Origin of the sequence: Yinghuangia seranimata (genome assembly GCF_029953285.1) — a bacterium.
Taxonomy (GTDB): Bacteria; Actinomycetota; Actinomycetes; order Streptomycetales; family Streptomycetaceae; genus Yinghuangia; species Yinghuangia seranimata.
In genome coordinates, this window is record NZ_JASAOI010000014.1 from 178010 (window position 1) to 194345 (window position 16336).

At 73.8% G+C, this 16336-nt stretch carries 12 protein-coding genes and 1 pseudogene; 5 read left to right on the forward strand and 8 right to left on the reverse strand.

What is annotated here, in order from left to right:
* Nucleotides 1–108: 108 nt before the first annotated feature.
* The 4 genes and pseudogenes from QI554_RS10500 to QI554_RS10515 all read right to left on the reverse strand — a co-directional run bounded on the left by QI554_RS10500 (nucleotide 109) and on the right by QI554_RS10515 (nucleotide 4680).
* The gene (locus tag QI554_RS10500; protein ID WP_281468423.1) at nucleotides 109–987 is read right to left on the reverse strand and encodes an alpha/beta fold hydrolase; all 879 of its coding nucleotides are present in this window, start codon (nucleotides 985–987) and stop codon (nucleotides 109–111) included.
* Nucleotides 984–2282, reverse strand: coding sequence for an O-acetylhomoserine aminocarboxypropyltransferase/cysteine synthase family protein (locus QI554_RS10505; protein WP_281468724.1), 1299 nt, complete (start codon nucleotides 2280–2282; stop codon nucleotides 984–986). Before QI554_RS10505 ends, QI554_RS10500 begins: the two co-directional genes overlap by 4 nt.
* Nucleotides 2283–2588: 306 nt before the next feature.
* Nucleotides 2589–3413 (reverse strand): annotated as a pseudogene (locus tag QI554_RS10510) (isopenicillin N synthase family dioxygenase); the annotation flags it as partial.
* A 322-nt stretch (nucleotides 3414–3735) separates the two neighbouring features.
* Nucleotides 3736–4680: a LysR family transcriptional regulator gene (locus tag QI554_RS10515; protein WP_281468425.1), complete on the reverse strand. Its 945-nt coding sequence runs from the start codon at nucleotides 4678–4680 to the stop codon at nucleotides 3736–3738.
* A 68-nt stretch (nucleotides 4681–4748) separates the two neighbouring features.
* On the opposite strand from QI554_RS10515, the gene QI554_RS10520 reads away from it, so the two are divergent.
* From QI554_RS10520 to metX, 4 genes are all read left to right on the forward strand, one after another.
* Complete coding sequence (locus tag QI554_RS10520) at nucleotides 4749–5720, forward strand: EamA family transporter (protein ID WP_281468427.1); 972 nt, start codon at nucleotides 4749–4751, stop codon at nucleotides 5718–5720.
* Nucleotides 5721–5747: 27 nt separating this feature from the next.
* Nucleotides 5748–6968 (forward strand): CaiB/BaiF CoA transferase family protein, encoded by a 1221-nt coding sequence (locus QI554_RS10525; RefSeq protein ID WP_281468429.1) that lies wholly within the window; start codon nucleotides 5748–5750, stop codon nucleotides 6966–6968.
* Nucleotides 6969–7312: 344 nt separating this feature from the next.
* The gene (locus QI554_RS10530) at nucleotides 7313–8665 is read left to right on the forward strand and encodes a bifunctional o-acetylhomoserine/o-acetylserine sulfhydrylase (RefSeq protein WP_281468431.1); all 1353 of its coding nucleotides are present in this window, start codon (nucleotides 7313–7315) and stop codon (nucleotides 8663–8665) included.
* Between the two features lie 9 nt (nucleotides 8666–8674).
* Nucleotides 8675–9790 carry a homoserine O-acetyltransferase MetX gene (metX, locus tag QI554_RS10535; RefSeq protein WP_281468433.1) on the forward strand — a complete coding sequence of 372 codons (1116 nt, stop codon included), beginning with the start codon at nucleotides 8675–8677 and terminating at the stop codon, nucleotides 9788–9790.
* A 16-nt stretch (nucleotides 9791–9806) separates the two neighbouring features.
* On the opposite strand, the gene QI554_RS10540 is transcribed toward metX, so the two are convergent.
* From QI554_RS10540 to QI554_RS10555, 4 genes are all read right to left on the reverse strand, one after another.
* Nucleotides 9807–10691 (reverse strand): LysR family transcriptional regulator, encoded by an 885-nt coding sequence (locus tag QI554_RS10540; protein ID WP_281468435.1) that lies wholly within the window; start codon nucleotides 10689–10691, stop codon nucleotides 9807–9809.
* On the reverse strand, nucleotides 10688–11311 hold the full coding sequence (locus tag QI554_RS10545; RefSeq protein WP_281468437.1) for a TetR/AcrR family transcriptional regulator: 624 nt from the start codon (nucleotides 11309–11311) through the stop codon (nucleotides 10688–10690). The genes QI554_RS10540 and QI554_RS10545 overlap by 4 nt, the downstream gene beginning before the upstream one ends.
* A 155-nt stretch (nucleotides 11312–11466) precedes the next feature.
* Entirely contained in the window at nucleotides 11467–12330 is an 864-nt protein-coding gene (locus QI554_RS10550; RefSeq protein WP_281468439.1) for an SDR family NAD(P)-dependent oxidoreductase, read from the reverse strand.
* A gap of 90 nt (nucleotides 12331–12420) precedes the next feature.
* Nucleotides 12421–13821: a tetratricopeptide repeat protein gene (locus tag QI554_RS10555; RefSeq protein ID WP_281468441.1), complete on the reverse strand. Its 1401-nt coding sequence runs from the start codon at nucleotides 13819–13821 to the stop codon at nucleotides 12421–12423.
* Nucleotides 13822–14121: 300 nt separating this feature from the next.
* On the opposite strand from QI554_RS10555, the gene QI554_RS10560 reads away from it, so the two are divergent.
* Complete coding sequence (locus QI554_RS10560) at nucleotides 14122–16326, forward strand: MMPL family transporter (RefSeq protein ID WP_281468444.1); 2205 nt, start codon at nucleotides 14122–14124, stop codon at nucleotides 16324–16326.
* The last annotated feature ends 10 nt before the right edge of the window (nucleotides 16327–16336 follow it).

Below are 16336 nucleotides of genomic sequence, written 5' to 3' on the forward strand. Positions count from 1 at the left end.
TCCTTGCGAGTGGGTGCGCGGATGCGCGGGGGGATGGTGGAGAGGAAGCCGCGCGGGCGGGACGCCGGTGCGGAGACGGGGTGCGAGGGCCGGCGGAGCCGGGCCGGGTCAGTCGGTGGTGTGGGTGCGGACGAACGCCCCGAACTCGGCGTACACGTCGGCCCGGTCGGTCTCGGCCAGGACGTTGTGCCGGTCCTCGGGGAAGACCCGGGCGCGCGCGTCGGGCAGCCGGGCGGCGGTCGCCTCGACGGCCGCGGCGGGGGCCAGGTCGTCGGCGCCGCCGTGGAGGAACAGCACGGGCAGCGTCACCCGGCCCGACGCGACCGCGTCGGCGATGCGCCTTCCGGCGGCCTCCAGCGCGTCGAGGGTCTCGTAGCGCAGGCCGCCGTCCCACACCAGCGGGTCGTTGCGGACCTGTTCGGCGTACGCGGCGTCGCCGCACAGCTCGGACGGGTCCTTGCGCAGGTCCATCGGGTCGATGCCGTGCTCGTCGAGGAGCGCGCGCAGGCCGCCCTTGGGGCCCGCGTCCGGATCGCCCATGCCGACGCTCGCACCCGCCAGGACGAGCGCGCGTGCGTGCGCTGCCGCCGGGCGTTCCGCCGCAAGTAGCAGGGAGACGGCGGAGCCCAGTGAGTGACCCGCGATCACCAGGGGAACCCCCGGACGCTCGGCGGCGATCCGGGCCAGCACCAGTTCGGCGTCGTCCGCGACCGCGTCGACGCTCTCCACCAGCACGCGCGTGCCGTCGCTGAGCCCGTGCCCGATGTGGTCGGGCGCCCACAGCTCCACGCCGTCCGCGGTCAGGTGCTCGGCGAGCGGGCCGTACAGCCCCGCGTACTCGCCCAGGCCGTGCAGGAACAGCACGACCGCTGCGGGCTCGGCGTCGGCCGGGCTCCACACGCGCACGTGGACCTGGCCGCGGGCGCCGGTCAGGCGCTCCTCGCGCGGCGTCGCGTGCGCCGGCCGACCTGTGTGATGAACCGTCATGAGCGGGCCTCCGCGGCCGAGTCGAGGCCGCGACGCAGGTCGGCGAGGAGGTCGCCGATGCCTTCGAGGCCGATGGACAACCGGACGAGCCCGGGGGAGACCCCGGCGAGACGCTGCTGCCCGGCGTCCAACTGCGCGTGCGTCGTGGACGCGGGATGGATCGCCAGGCTGCGCGCGTCGCCGATGTTGGCCAAGTGGCTGAACAACCGCAAGCCCTCCACGAACCGGCGGCCCGCCTCGGCACCGCCCGCCAGGTCGACGGCCAGCACCGCGCCCGCGCCGCGCGGCAGATACCGCTTGGCCGCCGCGTGCCACGGGCTCGACGGCAGGCTGGGGTGGTCCACCCGCTGGACACCGGGCCGCGCCGCCAGCCACGCCGCGACCGTCGCGGCGTTCTCGGTGTGCCGGGTGATCCGCAGCGACAGCGTCTCCAGGCCCTGGAGCAGCAGGAAGCTGTTGAGCGGCGACACCGCCGGGCCGAGGTCGCGCAGCAGCCGCACCCGCAGGCGCAGCGCGTACGCCACGCCGTCCGCGCCGAACCGCTCCCAGAACGCCAGGCCGTGGTACGTCGGATCAGGTGCCGTCAGCCCCGGCCACCGCTCCGGTGCCGCGCCGAAGTCGAACCGGCCGCCGTCCACGACGACGCCGCCGATCGCGGTGCCGTGCCCGCCGAGGAACTTGGTCGTCGAATGCACGACGATGTCGGCGCCGTGTTCGAGCGGCCGCAGCAGGTAGGGCGTGGGCACGGTGTTGTCGACGACCAGCGGGACGCCGGCCTCGTGCGCGACCTCGGCGACGGCCGCGATGTCGAGGACGTTGCCGCGCGGATTGCCGATGCTCTCGCCGAACAGCGCCCGGGTCTGCGGCCGGACGGCGGCGCGCCACGCGCCGACGTCGTCGGGGTCGTCGACGAACGACACCGCGACGCCCAGGTCCGCGAAGGTGTGTTCGAGGAGCGTGCGGGTCCCGCCGTACAGCGACGCCGCCGCGACGACGTGGTCGCCGGCGCGGGCGAGGTTGAGCAGCGCCAGCGTGGTCGCGGCCTGGCCGCTGCCGACCGCGACGGCCGCCGTTCCGCCCTCCAGCGCGGCGATGCGCTCCTCGACGACGGACGTGGTCGGGTTGGACAGCCGGGTGTAGGCGTGCGTCTTCAGGTCGGTGAGCGCGAACGCGTCGGCGGCGTGCGCGGCATCGCGGAACACGTAGCTGCTGGTCAGGTAGACCGGGACGGCGCGGGCGCCGGTCGCGGGGTCGGGGCGGGCCCCGGCGTGCACCTGGAGGGTGTCGAACGACAGTGTGGGACGGCCGGGTTCGGGCTCCTCAAGCGGCTCGGGCGGCGCTGCCGCCGTGGACCCGGCCGCTGCGGGCACCAGGTCCGACCACCACCGCTCCACCACCCGAGGGTGCGAACGCAGCCAGCCCAGCAGCGCGTTCTCGCCGTACGCCGGCTTGAGCGGGTTGTCCGGGTCCTCCGTCACCCCGTCCGCCTCGGCCGCCAACGCGGCCGGGAGCGTGAGGGGTTCGACGACCGCGTCCAGACGCGGGCCGAGGAAGAACGGCAGCGAGTAGCGGTCCACGCCGGACGGCGGGGCGACCACGCGGTGCCGGGTGGCACGCAGGTAGCCGCGCGTCGCGATCTCCAGCATCTCGCCGATGTTGAACACGAACGAGTCCGGCAGCGGCGCCGCGTCGATCCACGAGCCGTCGCGCGCCTGCACCTGGAGACCGCCGACGTCGTCCTGCTGGAGCAGCGCGAGGTAGCCGTAGTCCTTGTGCGCGCCCACCCCCTGCTCGACGTCCGCCGCCGGGCGCCCCGGGTAGTGCACGACCTTGACGTGCACGGCCGCCTCGTCGTCGAACCAGCGGTCGAAGTAGCCGTCGTCCTGCCCGAGCGCGGCGGCCAGCGCGCGCAGGACCTCGCGGCTGACCCGCAGCGCCTCGGCCTGCCAGCGCAGCACGACGTCCTTGAGCGCCGGCAGGGCGGTCGGCCACTGGTTCGGGCCGACCAGGCGCAGGTACGCCGGATCGTCCGGGCCGAGGTCGAGCGCCGGGCGCTCGGGGCCGATGTCCAGCTGCTCGCGCCAGTCGGGGCCGCCCGCGGTGTACTCGGTGCCGGTGCGCGTGTAGCCGCGGAACTGCGGGGACCGCACGTTCTCGATCTCCAGGCGCTGTTCCTCGGGGAGCGCGAAGAACTCGCGGGCCACGTCGTACGCCTGGCGGCGCAGCGCCGGGTCGACGCCGTGGCCGACCACGTAGAAGAAGCCGATCTCGCGGGCGGCGCGGCGTAGTTCGTCGAGCAGGGCGGCGCGCTCGGCGGCGGGGCCGCGGAAGCGCGAGATGTCGATCACCGGCAGTGCGGCCGGCGCCGGGGCGGGCGCGGCCGGGTCGGCGGAGGGCGTGCTGGGACGGGGGGCGACGGTCGTCATGACGGTTCCTCGTGCGGCGAGTCAGCGCGATATGCCGGTACGCCGACGGGAGTTCCGCGGCGGGGGCATCGGACGGCTCGTATGCCGGGCACCGCGGACCCCGTACCCCCGGAACGCGGGGGCGGGGGCGGCGGTGCGCGGACGCGCGTCAGCGACAGATCTGGTCGAAGTGGTCGGCGCGGCGCCCGGCCCAGAACGGGTCGAGGAGCGCGGACAGGATCTGTGGCGAGGCCATGGCGGCGATGAAAGCACGTGCGGAGCGCCGTCGTCCACTTGTGAACACGGTGCTAACAGGCGGGGGTGCCCGGAGCGCCCGCGCGGGTCAGCCGCCGGCCACACGTCCCGGGAACGCCCCGGCCTCCGCGCGCTCGGTCAACCGGTCGATCACGAGCGCGAGCGGCGGCCAGTCGCGGTGTCCGAGGCGGGTCACGGCGTACGCGCGCATGTACACGGCCGGATCCTCGAGCGGTACGACCCGCACCCCGGCGGTCGTCGGGCGGTCCTGCGGGAGCAGGCCCACGCCCAGGCCCGCGGTGATCAGCTCCTCGACCAGGTCGAGGCTGTCCGCGCGGTGCGTGACGTGGGGTGTGAAGTCCGCCAGCGCGCCGATCCTGCGGGCCACTTCCTCGTCGGCGGTGTTGCGCGAGTTGACGATCCACTCGCGCTCCCGGAAGCGCGCGAACAGCTCGGGCGAGGTCCGCGCCCCGGCGCACGCGGCGGCCTCCTCCGCCGGGACGCCGAGGCCCCACCGGGTCCGCCACAGCGGCGTCACCGCGAGCGCGGGGTCGGGCGGCGCGGGGGACAGGTTGTAGTCGTAGACCAGCGCCAGGTCGACCTCGTCGGCGGCCAGCATGCCGAGCGCCTCGGCCGGCTCGTGCTCGCGCACCAGGACGTGCACGCGCGGGTGGCTGCCGGAGAGCTCCCGCAGCACCGGCAGCAGGCTCCCGCTGACCGCCGTCTGGAAGCCGCCCACCCGTACCGTGCCGTTCGGCTCGGCGGTCGGCCCCAGGTCGCGGCGCGCGGCCTCGACGGCGGCCAGGATCGTCACCGCGTGCTCGGCCAGCCGCCGCCCGTACGGGGTCAGCCGCACCCGGCGCCCGTCCGGCTCGAACAGCGGCGCGCCCATCTCGTGCGCGAGCACCGCGAGCTGCTGCGACACCGTGGAGGTGGTGGTGTGCATCACCTCCGCGACGGCGCGCATCGACCCCAGGCGCTCCAGCTCGGCCAGCATCTCCAGGCGGCGGGTCTCCATCTCCCTATTGTCCATGATTCGTGAACGGATCATCAATAATCAGCACGTGGACGCGAATGATCGTTCGGCGGTCTACTCGGGGCATGACGACGAAAGAAGCGGTGTCGGGGACCCGCACGGCCCGGCCCGCCCTCGGCGGCGCCCAGGGCGGGGCGCTCATGGCCGTGGGCGCCATGCTCTGCGTGCAGACCGGGCTGGCCGTGTCGGTGCAGCTCTTCGACCGAATAGGCCCGCTGGGCGCGACCTGGCTGCGCCTCATGTGCGCGGGCGTGATCCTGCTCGTCCTGGTCCGGCCCAAGCCCTCCGACTTCGCCCGCCGCGACCTGCTCGCCTGCATGGGCCTCGGCGTCGTCACCGCCGGCATGATGCTGCTCTTCATGAGCGCCGCCGCGCGGATCCCACTCGGCACCGCCAGCGCGCTGGAGTTCCTCGGCCCGCTCGGCGTCTCCCTGTACGCGGCCCGCGGCCGGGCCCGGATCTGGGCGCTGCCCGCCGCGGCCGGCGTCGTCCTGCTCACCGAGCCGTGGCACGGCGGCGTCGACGGGGTCGGCGTCGCCTGCGCGCTGGGCGCGGCCGTCGGCTGGGCCGGCTACATCCTGCTGACGCAGCACGTCGGCGACAAGGTCACCGGGCTCAAGGGCCTCGCCGTGTCGCTGCCCACCGCGGCGGTCGTCGCCACCTTCGTCGCCGCGCCCACCGAGGCGGGCGACCTGACCTGGCAGCTGCTCGGCATCGGGCTGGCGCTCGCGGTGCTGCACCCCGTCCTGCCGTTCAGCCTCGAGGTGGCCGCGCTGCGGCGGCTGGCCGCCAACGCGTTCGGCGTGCTGATGAGCGTGGAGCCGGCCATCGCGGTCGTCATCGGCCTGGTGATCCTCGGCCAGGTGCCGGGTCCGCTGTCCGTGGTGGGCGTCCTGCTCGTGGTCGGCGCGGGGATGGCGGCGACGCGCGGCGGGGCCCGGGACTCGGCCGCGGCCTCCGTGGACGTCCAGACCGACCTGCCGGCCGCGCTGCCGCGTCCGGCCGACGGCAACAGGCGGCCCGCGTACGTCGATTAGCATGCCATCCGACCCGAGGAGGCCGGAGTGGCACACGCGGACCACAGCGAAGAGCCCCGGAGCGACGGCCCGTTGGCGGGCGTGACCGTCGTCAGCCTCGAACAGGCCGTGTCCGCACCGATGTGCACGCGCACCCTCGGGGACTTCGGCGCCCGCGTCATCAAGGTCGAGCACCCGCGCGGCGGCGACTTCGCCCGCCACTACGACGACGTCGTGCACGGCCAGGCCGCGCACTTCGTGTGGCTCAACCGCGGCAAGGAGTCGGTCGCGCTCGACGTCAAGGACCCCGGCGGCGTCGCCGTCCTGCACCGCCTCCTCGGGCGCGCCGACGTCCTCGTCTCCAACCTCGCCCCGGGCGCCGCCGGCAGGCTCGGGCTCGGCCGCGACGCCCTCGCCGCACGCCACCCCGACCTGATCGCCGTCGAGATCGACGGCTACGGCGCCGGGGGACCGCTCTCCGGCAAACGCGCCTACGACCTGCTGGTGCAGGCCGAGTCCGGGGCGTGCTCGATCACCGGCCACCCGGGCGCGCCGGCCAAGCCCGGGCCGCCGATGGCCGACGTGTGCACCGGCCTGTACGGGGCGATCTCGGTCCTCGCGCTGCTGGCCGGGCGCGGACGCGGGCGACCCGTGGACCCGACCGTGTCGGTGAGCATGTTCGACACCATGGCCGAACTCATGGGCTACGCGCTCACCTACACCCGGCACACCGGCGTCGACCAGGAGCCGCGCGGCATGGGCTCGCCCGCGGTCGCCCCGTACGGCGCCTACCCGACCGCCGACGGCCACACCGTCGTCCTCGGCACCACCAACGACCGCGAATGGCAGCGCCTGGCCGACGAGTTGCTGGAACGCCCCGGCCTGGCCGCCGACCCGCGCTACACCGCCAACGCCGACCGCGTCCGGCACCGCGACGCGCTGGACGAGGCCATCGCCGCATGGTGCGCCCGCCACAAGCTGGCCGACATCCAGGCCCGCGCCGACGCGGCCGGCATCGGCAACTCCCGCTACAACACGCCGAGCGACGTCCTCGCCCACCCGCACCTCGCGGCCCGCGGCCGCTGGCAGACCGTCGCCACGCCGGGCGGCGACGTACCGGCGCTGCTGCCGCCGCCGGTGATCCCCGGCTACACCCCGCCCATGGGCGCGATCCCGGCCCTGGGCGAGCACACCGCAGCCGTTCTGGCCGAACTGGGCTACGACGACGCCGAGATCGCCGACCTGCGGACCCGCGGAGCGATCGGCTGAGCCCGCGAGTTGTGAACACCGCGCGAACACCCTGTTGCGCGATCCGCGACACGCCGGAAAACGCCTGGTCGGCGCCGGTCGCGCCGCCTACGCTCACGGCATGCCTCAGCCGTTGCTCGTCGCCCGCCGCCACGTGGACCTCGCCCGCGTGACGAGCATGGCGTGTCGTACGAGCCGCTGACGGCGACCGCGATGCCCTGACGGCCCCCGAGGGTTCCGTCGGGCCGCGCCGCCCCCGTTTCGCCGACCAGCTGTCGGCCCCACCGCTTCCGCCCCCGCCGCGCGACGCCGAACAGGCGTGCGCCGCCGGAGCGTTCCCGCACCACGCCCCCGCAGGAGTTCCCATGACCGTCGACGCCACCGTCGAAAGCCCGGCCGACCTCGCCGCCGCGTCCACCGACCCGTCCGCCTGGGCGTTCGAGACCCGGCAGATCCACGCCGGAGCCGCCCCCGACCCGGCGACCGGGGCCCGGGCCGTCCCCGTGTACCAGACCACCTCGTTCGTCTTCCGCGACACCGACCACGCCGCCGGGCTGTTCGACCTGTCGCAGGAAGGCCACATCTACACCCGCATCCACAACCCCACCACCGACGCCCTCGAACAGCGCGTCGCCTCGCTGGAAGGCGGCGTCGCCGCGGTCGCCACCGCGTCCGGGCAGGCCGCGACGACCCTCGCGGTGCTCAACCTCGCCGGCGCGGGCGACCACATCGTCTCCAGCGCCTCGCTGTACGGCGGCACCTACAACCTCTTCCACTGGACGCTGCCCAAGCTCGGCGTCGAGGTGACCTTCGTCGAGGACCCCGACGACCCCGAGGCGTGGCGCGCGGCGATCCGGCCCGAGACGAAGCTGCTGTTCGGCGAGACGCTCGGCAACCCGCGCGGCAACGTCCTCGACATCGCGGCCGTCGCCGGCATCGCCCACGAGGCGGGCGTCCCGCTGGTCGTCGACAACACCGTGCCCACGCCCTACCTGCTGCGCCCGATCGAGCACGGCGCCGACGTCGTCGTGCACTCGGCGACCAAGTTCCTCGGCGGGCACGGCACCGCGATCGGCGGCGTCGTGGTCGACGCCGGGACCTTCGACTTCGGCGCGCACCCCGACCGGTTCCCCGGGTTCACCGCGGCCGACGAGAGCTACGGGGGCCTGCGCTACTGGCCGGACCTGGGCGCGGGGGCGTACGCGGCCAAGCTCCGCGTCCAACTGCTGCGCGACGTCGGCGCGTCCATCGCACCGCTGACCAGCTTCCTCATCCTGCAGGGACTGGAGACCCTGTCGCTGCGCCTGGAACGGCACGTCGCCAACGCGTCCGCGATCGCCCGCTGGCTCGCCGACCGCGACGACGTCGAACGCGTGCACTACGCCGGACTGCCCGACAGCCGCTGGTACGACGCCGCCGCGCGCTACCTCCCGCGCGGCGCCGGCGCCATCGTCGCGTTCGAACTCAAGGGCGGCGTCGAGGCCGGCCGGCGGTTCGTCGACGCGCTGACCCTGTTCAGCCACCTCGCCAACATCGGCGACGTGCGCAGCCTCGTCATCCACCCCGCCTCCACGACGCACGCGCAGCTCACCCCCGAGCAGCAGGCCGCCACCGGCGTGACGCCCGGCCTGGTACGGCTGTCCGTCGGCATCGAGGACCTCGACGACCTGACCGCCGACCTCGAAGCCGGGTTCGCCGCGGCCCGCGCGACCGCGTAAGGCCGCGCCGTGACCACCGCACCACCCCGGCTCGCCGCCCGGCGCACGATCGTCCTCGACCGGCCGCTGCGCCTGGAGTGCGGGGCCGAACTGCCGGACGTGCGCGTCGCGTACGAGACCTGGGGCACCCCCGCGCCCGACCTGTCCAACGCCGTGCTCGTGCTGCACGCCCTCACCGGCGACAGCCACGTGGCGGGCGACGCGGGGCCCGGGTTCCCGACCGCCGGGTGGTGGGACGGACTCGTCGGGCCCGGCCGCGTGCTGGACACCGACCGGTGGTTCGTCGTCGCCCCGAACGTCCTCGGCGGCTGCCGCGGGACGACCGGCCCCGCCTCACCCGCCCCCGACGGGCGGCCGTGGGGCAGCCGGTTCCCGCGGCTGACGATCCGCGACCAGGTCGCCGCCGAGACGGCGTTCGCCAATACGCTCGGCGTCGGCCGGTGGGCGGCCGTCGTCGGCGGGTCCATGGGCGGCATGCGCGCGCTGGAGTGGGCGGTCACCCACCCGCACCGGGTCGGCGCGCTCTTCCTCGTCGCGTGCGGCGCCGCCGCGAGCGCCGAGCAGATCGCCTGGTGCGCGACGCAGACGCACGCGGTACGCGGCGACCCGGGCTGGCACGGCGGCGACTACCACCACCTGCCGCCCGACGCCGGCCCCTGGCGCGGCCTCGGGCTGGCGCGCCGCATCGCGCACATCACCTACCGCAGCGAGGCCGAACTCCAGGCCCGCTTCGGGCGCGACCGGCAGCCCGACGACGCGCCGCCGGGGCGGTACGCCGTCGAGTCGTACCTCGACCACCACGCGGCCAAACTGACCGCGCGGTTCGACGCCGGCAGCTACGTGGTCCTCACCGAGGCCATGAACAGCCACGACGTGGGGCGCGGCCGAGGCGGCGTCGCCGACGCGCTGGCCCGGATCACGGCGCCGACCACCGTCGCGGCGGTGTCCAGCGACCGGCTCTACCCGCCCGCGCAGCAGCGCGCGCTGGCGGCGACGATCCCGACCGCGGGGCCGCTGCGGTGGGTGGACTCGCCGTACGGGCACGACGGCTTCCTGATCGAACTCGACCAGGTGGCGCCGCTCGTGGCCGAGACCCTGGCCGTGACGCGGGCCCGGGCGGCCTGACCCGGGGCCGCTTTGCTCAGATGTATTTGGTCTCCTCGACGCCCCGGGACCGCGCGTCTTCCAGCAGCGCCCGCGCTTCCAGGGTGAGCGGCCGCCGCGCCCATGCGAACGCCATCGTGCGGATCAACGGCGGTGAGAGCGAACGGACCGCGACCAAGGAGGCGAAGCGGTCGGCCAGATCGCGGTACCACAGCAGCGAGCCGTGCCCGGCAGCTACGCACGACACCCACGCGCCGCGCTCGTCGGTCTCCATCGCGACGGTCGGGACGACGCCGTGCCGGGCGAAGAGCTGCTCGAACTGGGCGCGGCGCTTGCTGCCCGGGGTGGGCATGATCAGCGGCAGGCCGCGCATGGCCTCCCACGGCACCGGGTCGGGCAGCCGCACCGCGGGCGGCGACAGCAGCACGATCTCCAGGTGCCGCAGCGGCATGACCTTGAGGTCGGACGGCGCCGGCAGGTCCACGAGGAGCAGGTCGACGGTGCCGGAACGCGCGGCCTCGGCGGCGGGTTCGGGGCCGTCGAACGGAATCACCTCGACCCGGCACCCCGGGTGCCGGGCGCGGAACTGCGGCACCACCGAGGTGATCAGCTCGATCGCGAGGCTCTGCGTACCGCCGAGGGTCAGTCGGCCGCTCGGCTCCTCGACGGGCGTCCGGAACGTCGCCTCGATCTCGCGGACGCCGCCGAGCAGCTTCTTCGCGAGCCGTGCGATCCGGGTGCCCTCCGGCGTCGGCACGACGCCGCGGCCGGAGCGCACGAACAGGTCGGCCTTGAGCTCGCGTTCGAGCGCCTGGAGGGAACGGGACAGCGCCGACTGGTCGACGAACAGCGCCTGCGCGGCGGCGGTCATGCCGCCGTGCTCCACGACGGCGAGCAGGTAGCGCAGCTGTTGGAGGGTCACGGGGCCTCCGTGTCGGCGTCCGCGTGCGGGGCGTCGGGGCCGTTCGGCGCGTCGGGCGTGAGGATCGCGCGGAAGACGGTCTCGACGTACGCCCGTGGAAGCGGCTCCGGTGACGTCAGGCCGAGCAGCGAAAGCCCGTCCATGGCGGCCGCGAGGGCACGGGCCTTGACCGGGGTCGTGAGCGTCTCCAGTACCGCGACCGTGGTGCTGGAGTACAGGCACGCCAGCTCCTTGAGCCGCGGCTGACGCATCGACGCGACGCTCAACTCGTGGTCGACGATCACGTGTTCCGTGAAGTCGTCGATGGCGAGGCACACCAGCTCGGTCATCGCCTCGGCCAGCTCCACTGCCGTCGGCTGCCCCAACTCGGTTGCCCACGCGTGCATATAGCCCGTGTACGCCCCCACCACGCGCTGCAACGCCGCGTGCCGCAGCTCGTCGAGCGTCGCGAAGTAGTAGGTGGTCGACCCGAGCGGCACTCCGGCGCGATGGGCGACCGCGCGGTGCGTCAAGCCCTCCATGCCGTGTGCCAGCAGCACGTCGACGGTCGCGGTGATGATCCGCTCGCGACGCTGCGGGTCGGCCGGACCTCGCGGTGGCCGGATCTGGTCGTGCTGCATCGCGGTATCACGCCCCCTCGGATATGTGTACCACAGTACAGATAAGCGGAACGCGCGTACACAGAACGGGGAATCAGCGGCGACAAGGGCCGCGAGGGCACGCCGAAACGCCCGCCTCCGCCGAACGGCGGGAGCGGGCGCCGGGGCATTTCCGGTCAAGCCTGGCGCGGCTCCGGCCAGCCGGGCACCAGGCCGAGGTCCTTGCAGACCTTCTGCGCGCGCACGATCTCACCGCGGTACGCGTCCGCCTCGGGCGCCGACGCCAGCCACCCGATGACCGCGCCCGGCACCTCGGCGGGCGCGCTGCGGAAGTGCGCCTCCAGGTGCTTGCCCGAACCGCGGGCCTTCTGGGCCTCCGTCAGGATGTGGCCGGGGTCGACGTTGAACGCCCGCAGGCCGCGCTCGTGGAACTCGGCGTGCAGCACGCCCGCAACGCGCGCGAACGCGGCCTTCGACGCGGCGTACGCGAGACCCCAGCCGCCGGCGCCGGCCGGGCCGGGCGGGTTCATGCTGGCCGAGCCGGACGTCATGTTGATGACGTACGAGCGCTCCTGCTTGAGCAGGTGCGGCAGCATGCGCTGGAGCAGGACTATCTGGTGCAGGTAGTTGCCGGTCAGCATGTTCTGCGCGGCGTCGAGCGGCAGGTCCAGGAACCGGTCCATGGCGCCGGGGCCCTGGTAGATCGCGTTGTTGAAGAGCACGTCGACCCGGCCCCACGTGTCCAACGCGGTGTCGCAGGCGGCCTCGACCGACGCGCGGTCCATCAGGTCCATGCGCACGACCAGCGCCCGCCGGCCGAGCGCCTCGACCTCGCGCGCGGTCGTCTCGAGGCTGCCGGCCACGGCGACGGCCTCCTGCGAGCCGCCCGACGTGGTGGGCCCGCCGCGACCCTCACCCTCGTGCAGCGTGCGGGCGGTCAGGACCAGGTCGTACCCGGCCTCGGCGAGCGCGAGCGCGCCGCAGCGGCCGATGCCGCGGCTCGCACCGGTGACGAACGCGACGGGTGTTGAGGTGCTCATGCTTCGCACCCTGGCAGAGGTGTTTGACTTTGTCCAGCACTCTCGCTCGGTGGTGGGGCTCGGGCGGGAACACCCCGGATCCGCGGGCCGCTACACGCCGCGGGTGAGCCGCTCCGCCTTCGCCCGGGCCGCCGCGGCCTCGGCCTCGCGGCCCAGACGCTCCGCGAGACGGGCCTGCGTCAGCCAGTTGTACGGGCTGGTCGGGCGCAGGCCGAGGCGTTCGCTCAGCAGGGTGCGGGCAAGGTCGTCGCGGCCCGCGCGGATCGCGGCCTCCAGCAGGGTCTTCTGCACCGCGTCGCGCTGCGCGTGGCTGCCGCCGTACAGGTTCAGGCGCAGCCGCAGCGGGGCCAGCACGTCGACCGCCTCGCCGTAGCGGCCCTGGGCGAACGCGATCAGCGCGTGGCAGACCGGGACGCCGATCTCCTCGGTCATCATGTGGTTCGTGACACCCGGATGCGGTGCGGCCAACCACCGCCTCCGGTCGCGCAACAGCCCCTCGGCCTCGGCGAAGCGGCCCGCGCCCAGGTAGGCCATCACCGCGTGCGTGTCGTTGAACGCGTAGTACGGGCCGTCGTTGCGCCCCGCCCACGCGTCGGCCAGCGCTGACCACCGGTCGCCGACGTCCTGACGAGCCAGGTACAGGCGCCACAACAGGGCCGACGCGTCCAGGAGTTCCATCGCCTGCCCGGCGGACTCCTTGTTGTGGAGGGCCGCGTCGTACACCGCCAGTGCACGCGCGACGTCGCCGACCTCGATCGCGAACAGGGCGTAGTGCCACCAGTTGTGCACCGTAAGGAAGTTCCCTGCCGACCAGTCCTCGGTGCGGGCGTCGAGGAACGCGACACCCTCGCCGAACCGGCCCTGCATCTCGTACGTGTGCACCACCGCGTGCACGGCCCACACGTCCCGCGGATTCGCCGCGACCGCGGCGAGCCCGACCGGCTCCGAACGGTCGTAGTGCCCGGCCTCCTCCAGGCCGAACGCGTACATCCCGCACAGGTGTCCGTAGTGCGGGTCGTCCTCGTCCCACGCCGACAGCGCACCGCCGACCCGGTCCCGCAGCCGGACCGCGTCGCCGGTCAGGAAGTCGATCTGGTGCCCGACCATCAACGCGAGCGCGTCACGCGGGTACGCGACGGTCAGCTCCCCGAGCAGCCGCCCCGCCGCGAGGATGTCCCCGTCCAGCCACGCACTCGCCGCGTCGACGTGCGCCAGCTCCCGGGGCGTCGCCGACGCCCGCTCGAGCCCCGCCCGGAAACGCACGAAGTCCTCCCGCGCCTCCGCCGCGTCGTGCTCCTCGGTCGCCAACAGCCCCAGATACGCCGCGAACACATGCGGCAACGGCGCCTCGGGCGCGACCTCCCGCGCCGCCGCCAGGTTCCCGACCACCGCCGGCCGAAAGAACAACAGGTCGTCCAGGGCCCGTTCGAACAGCGCGACCCCCTCCGCGCCGATCCCGCTCAACTCCAGCCCGTGCCGGTCCGCCGTCATAGGCCCTCCTCTCCGACGACCCCGAGCCCGTCCACCGACCCGCCCGCGCCGCCGACATCCATCCGCAGTACGCACCTCGCGCCCCCGATTACACCGCGAATCCCCCCACCCCCGCCCCACACACCACCCGTTCGGTCGCGTACCCGTGCTCCGCGCCGCGTGCAGCGCGCGGTGGGTCCAGTCGCTTGCCGGTGGGGGTCTAGACCCACCCCCCTTCGGCGGCTGGGGGCAATGTCCGTATGCCTGCGCGCCAGAAGACTCGTGGTCGTGAAGGAGACCACGCACACGAGGGGGCCGGAGATGGGCAGGCAGCGTAGGGCTACGACGGTGCGGATGGCGCGGTGGAGTGCTACGCATCCGTGGCGGGCGATCGGCATGTGGATCGTGTTCGTGGTCGTCTGCGTGGTGGTCGGTGGGATGGCCGGGACGCACAAGGCCACCAGCGCGGACACCGGGGTCGGGGAGTCGGGGCGGGCCGGGGACATCGCGCGGCAGTACGGGCTGGTGGCGCCCGCGTCGGAGAACGTGCTGATCACGGCGAAGTCCGGGGCGCTGGACCAGGCCACCGCCGAGCGCGCCGCGGCCGCGGTCACTGCGGGGATGAAGGGGCTCAAGGAGGTCGCGAACGTCGGTGCGGTGATGGTGTCCGCCGACAAGTCCGCCTACCTGGTCCCCGTCGAGTACAAGGGCGACCCGAAGGACGCGTCCAAGCACGTCGACCCGATCATCAAGGCCCGCAAGGACGTCGAGAAGCGGTTCCCGACACTGCGGTTGGAGGAGATGGGCGACGGGTCGGGCGCCAAGGGCATCTCCGAGCAGATCGGCAAGGACCTCGGCCAGGCCGAGCTGTTCAGCCTCCCGGTGACGCTGATCATCCTGATGGTCGCGTTCGGCGCGCTGCTCGCCGCCGCGGTGCCGGTGCTGCTGGCGATCACCGCGGTCCTCGGGTCTGTGGGCCTGTTCGGCCTGGCGTCGGCGGTGTTCCCCGACCCGGGCAGCGCCGCGAACGTGATCATGATGATCGGCATGGCGGTCGGCGTGGACTACTCGCTGTTCTACGTGCGGCGTGAGCGCGAGGAACGGGCCAAGGGGCTCGGGAAGATCGACGCGATCGAGGTCGCGGCGCAGACGTCGGGTCACGCGGTGGTCGTCTCCGGCTTCGCGGTCGCGGTGTCGATGGCGGGCATGTATGTGGCGGGGGACGCGATCTTCTCGGGGCTGGCCACCGCAGGGATCATCGTCGTGCTCGTGGCGATGCTGGGCTCGCTGACCGTGCTGCCCGCGCTGCTGGCCAAGCTCGGCAACAAGATCGACCGGCCGCGCGTCCCGCTGCTGTGGCGCCTGACCGCCCGCCAGGACCGCGAGCCGCGTGTGTGGAAGGCCATGCTCAAGCCGGCCCTGAACCACCCGAAGGCGACGCTCGCGGTGTCGGTGCTCGCGCTGGTCGCTCTCGCGCTGCCCACGTTCGGCATGAAGCTGCAGAACACCGGCATCGACGACTTCCCGCGCTCGATGCCCATGATGCAGACCTACGACCGCATGACCGCCGCGTTCCCGAACAAGCACGTCTCCAGCGAGATCTACGTCGTCGCCCCGGCCGGCCGGAACGCCGAGGCGCGCGCCGCGCTGGAGCAGGCCGTCGCCCGCACCGGCACCAGCGCCCTGTTCACCCACGACACCCAGCCCGCCGACATCAAGGCGTCCGCCGACGGCCGCGCGTTCCGCGCCAAGGTGACCGCGCCGTTCGGGAGCACCAGCAAGCAGGCCAAGGACGCGCTGAAGGAGCTCCGCGACACGATCCTGCCGCAGACCGTCGGGAAGGTCTCCGGCGCCGAGTTCGCGGTGGCGGGGGAGACCGCGGACAACCTCGACTACGCGCAGCACGTCAAGGACAAGCTCCCGCTGGTCATCGGGTTCGTGCTGCTGCTGACCTTCGTGATGATGGCGTTCACGTTCCGCTCGGTGGTCGTCGCCCTCACCGCGATCGCGATCAACCTGCTGTCCGCCATGGCAGCGTTCGGCCTGCTGGTGGCGGTGTTCCAGCACACCTGGGCGGAAGGCCTCCTCGACTTCACGTCCAACGGCACGGTGATCGCCTGGCTTCCGCTGTTCCTCTTCGTGGTCCTGTTCGGACTGTCCATGGACTACCACGTGTTCGTCGTCAGCCGGATCCGCGAGGCGGCGCTGACCGGGATGCCGACGAAGAAGGCGGTGGAACGCGGGATCACCGGCTCCGCCGGCGTGGTCACCAGCGCGGCGATCGTCATGGTGTCGGTGTTCGCGGTGTTCGCGACGCTGAGCATGATGGACATGAAGCAGATGGGCGTCGGCCTCGCCGCCGCGGTGCTCATCGACGCGATCGTGGTCCGCATCGTGGTGCTGCCCTCGCTGATGGTGCTGCTCGGGCACCGCAACTGGTGGCCGTCGAAGATGCCCCGGGGCGTCGAGGACGGGCCGCGGCACCGGATGACCGACCGGCCGACCGTGCCGACGCCGCTCGGCTGACCTCCACGGA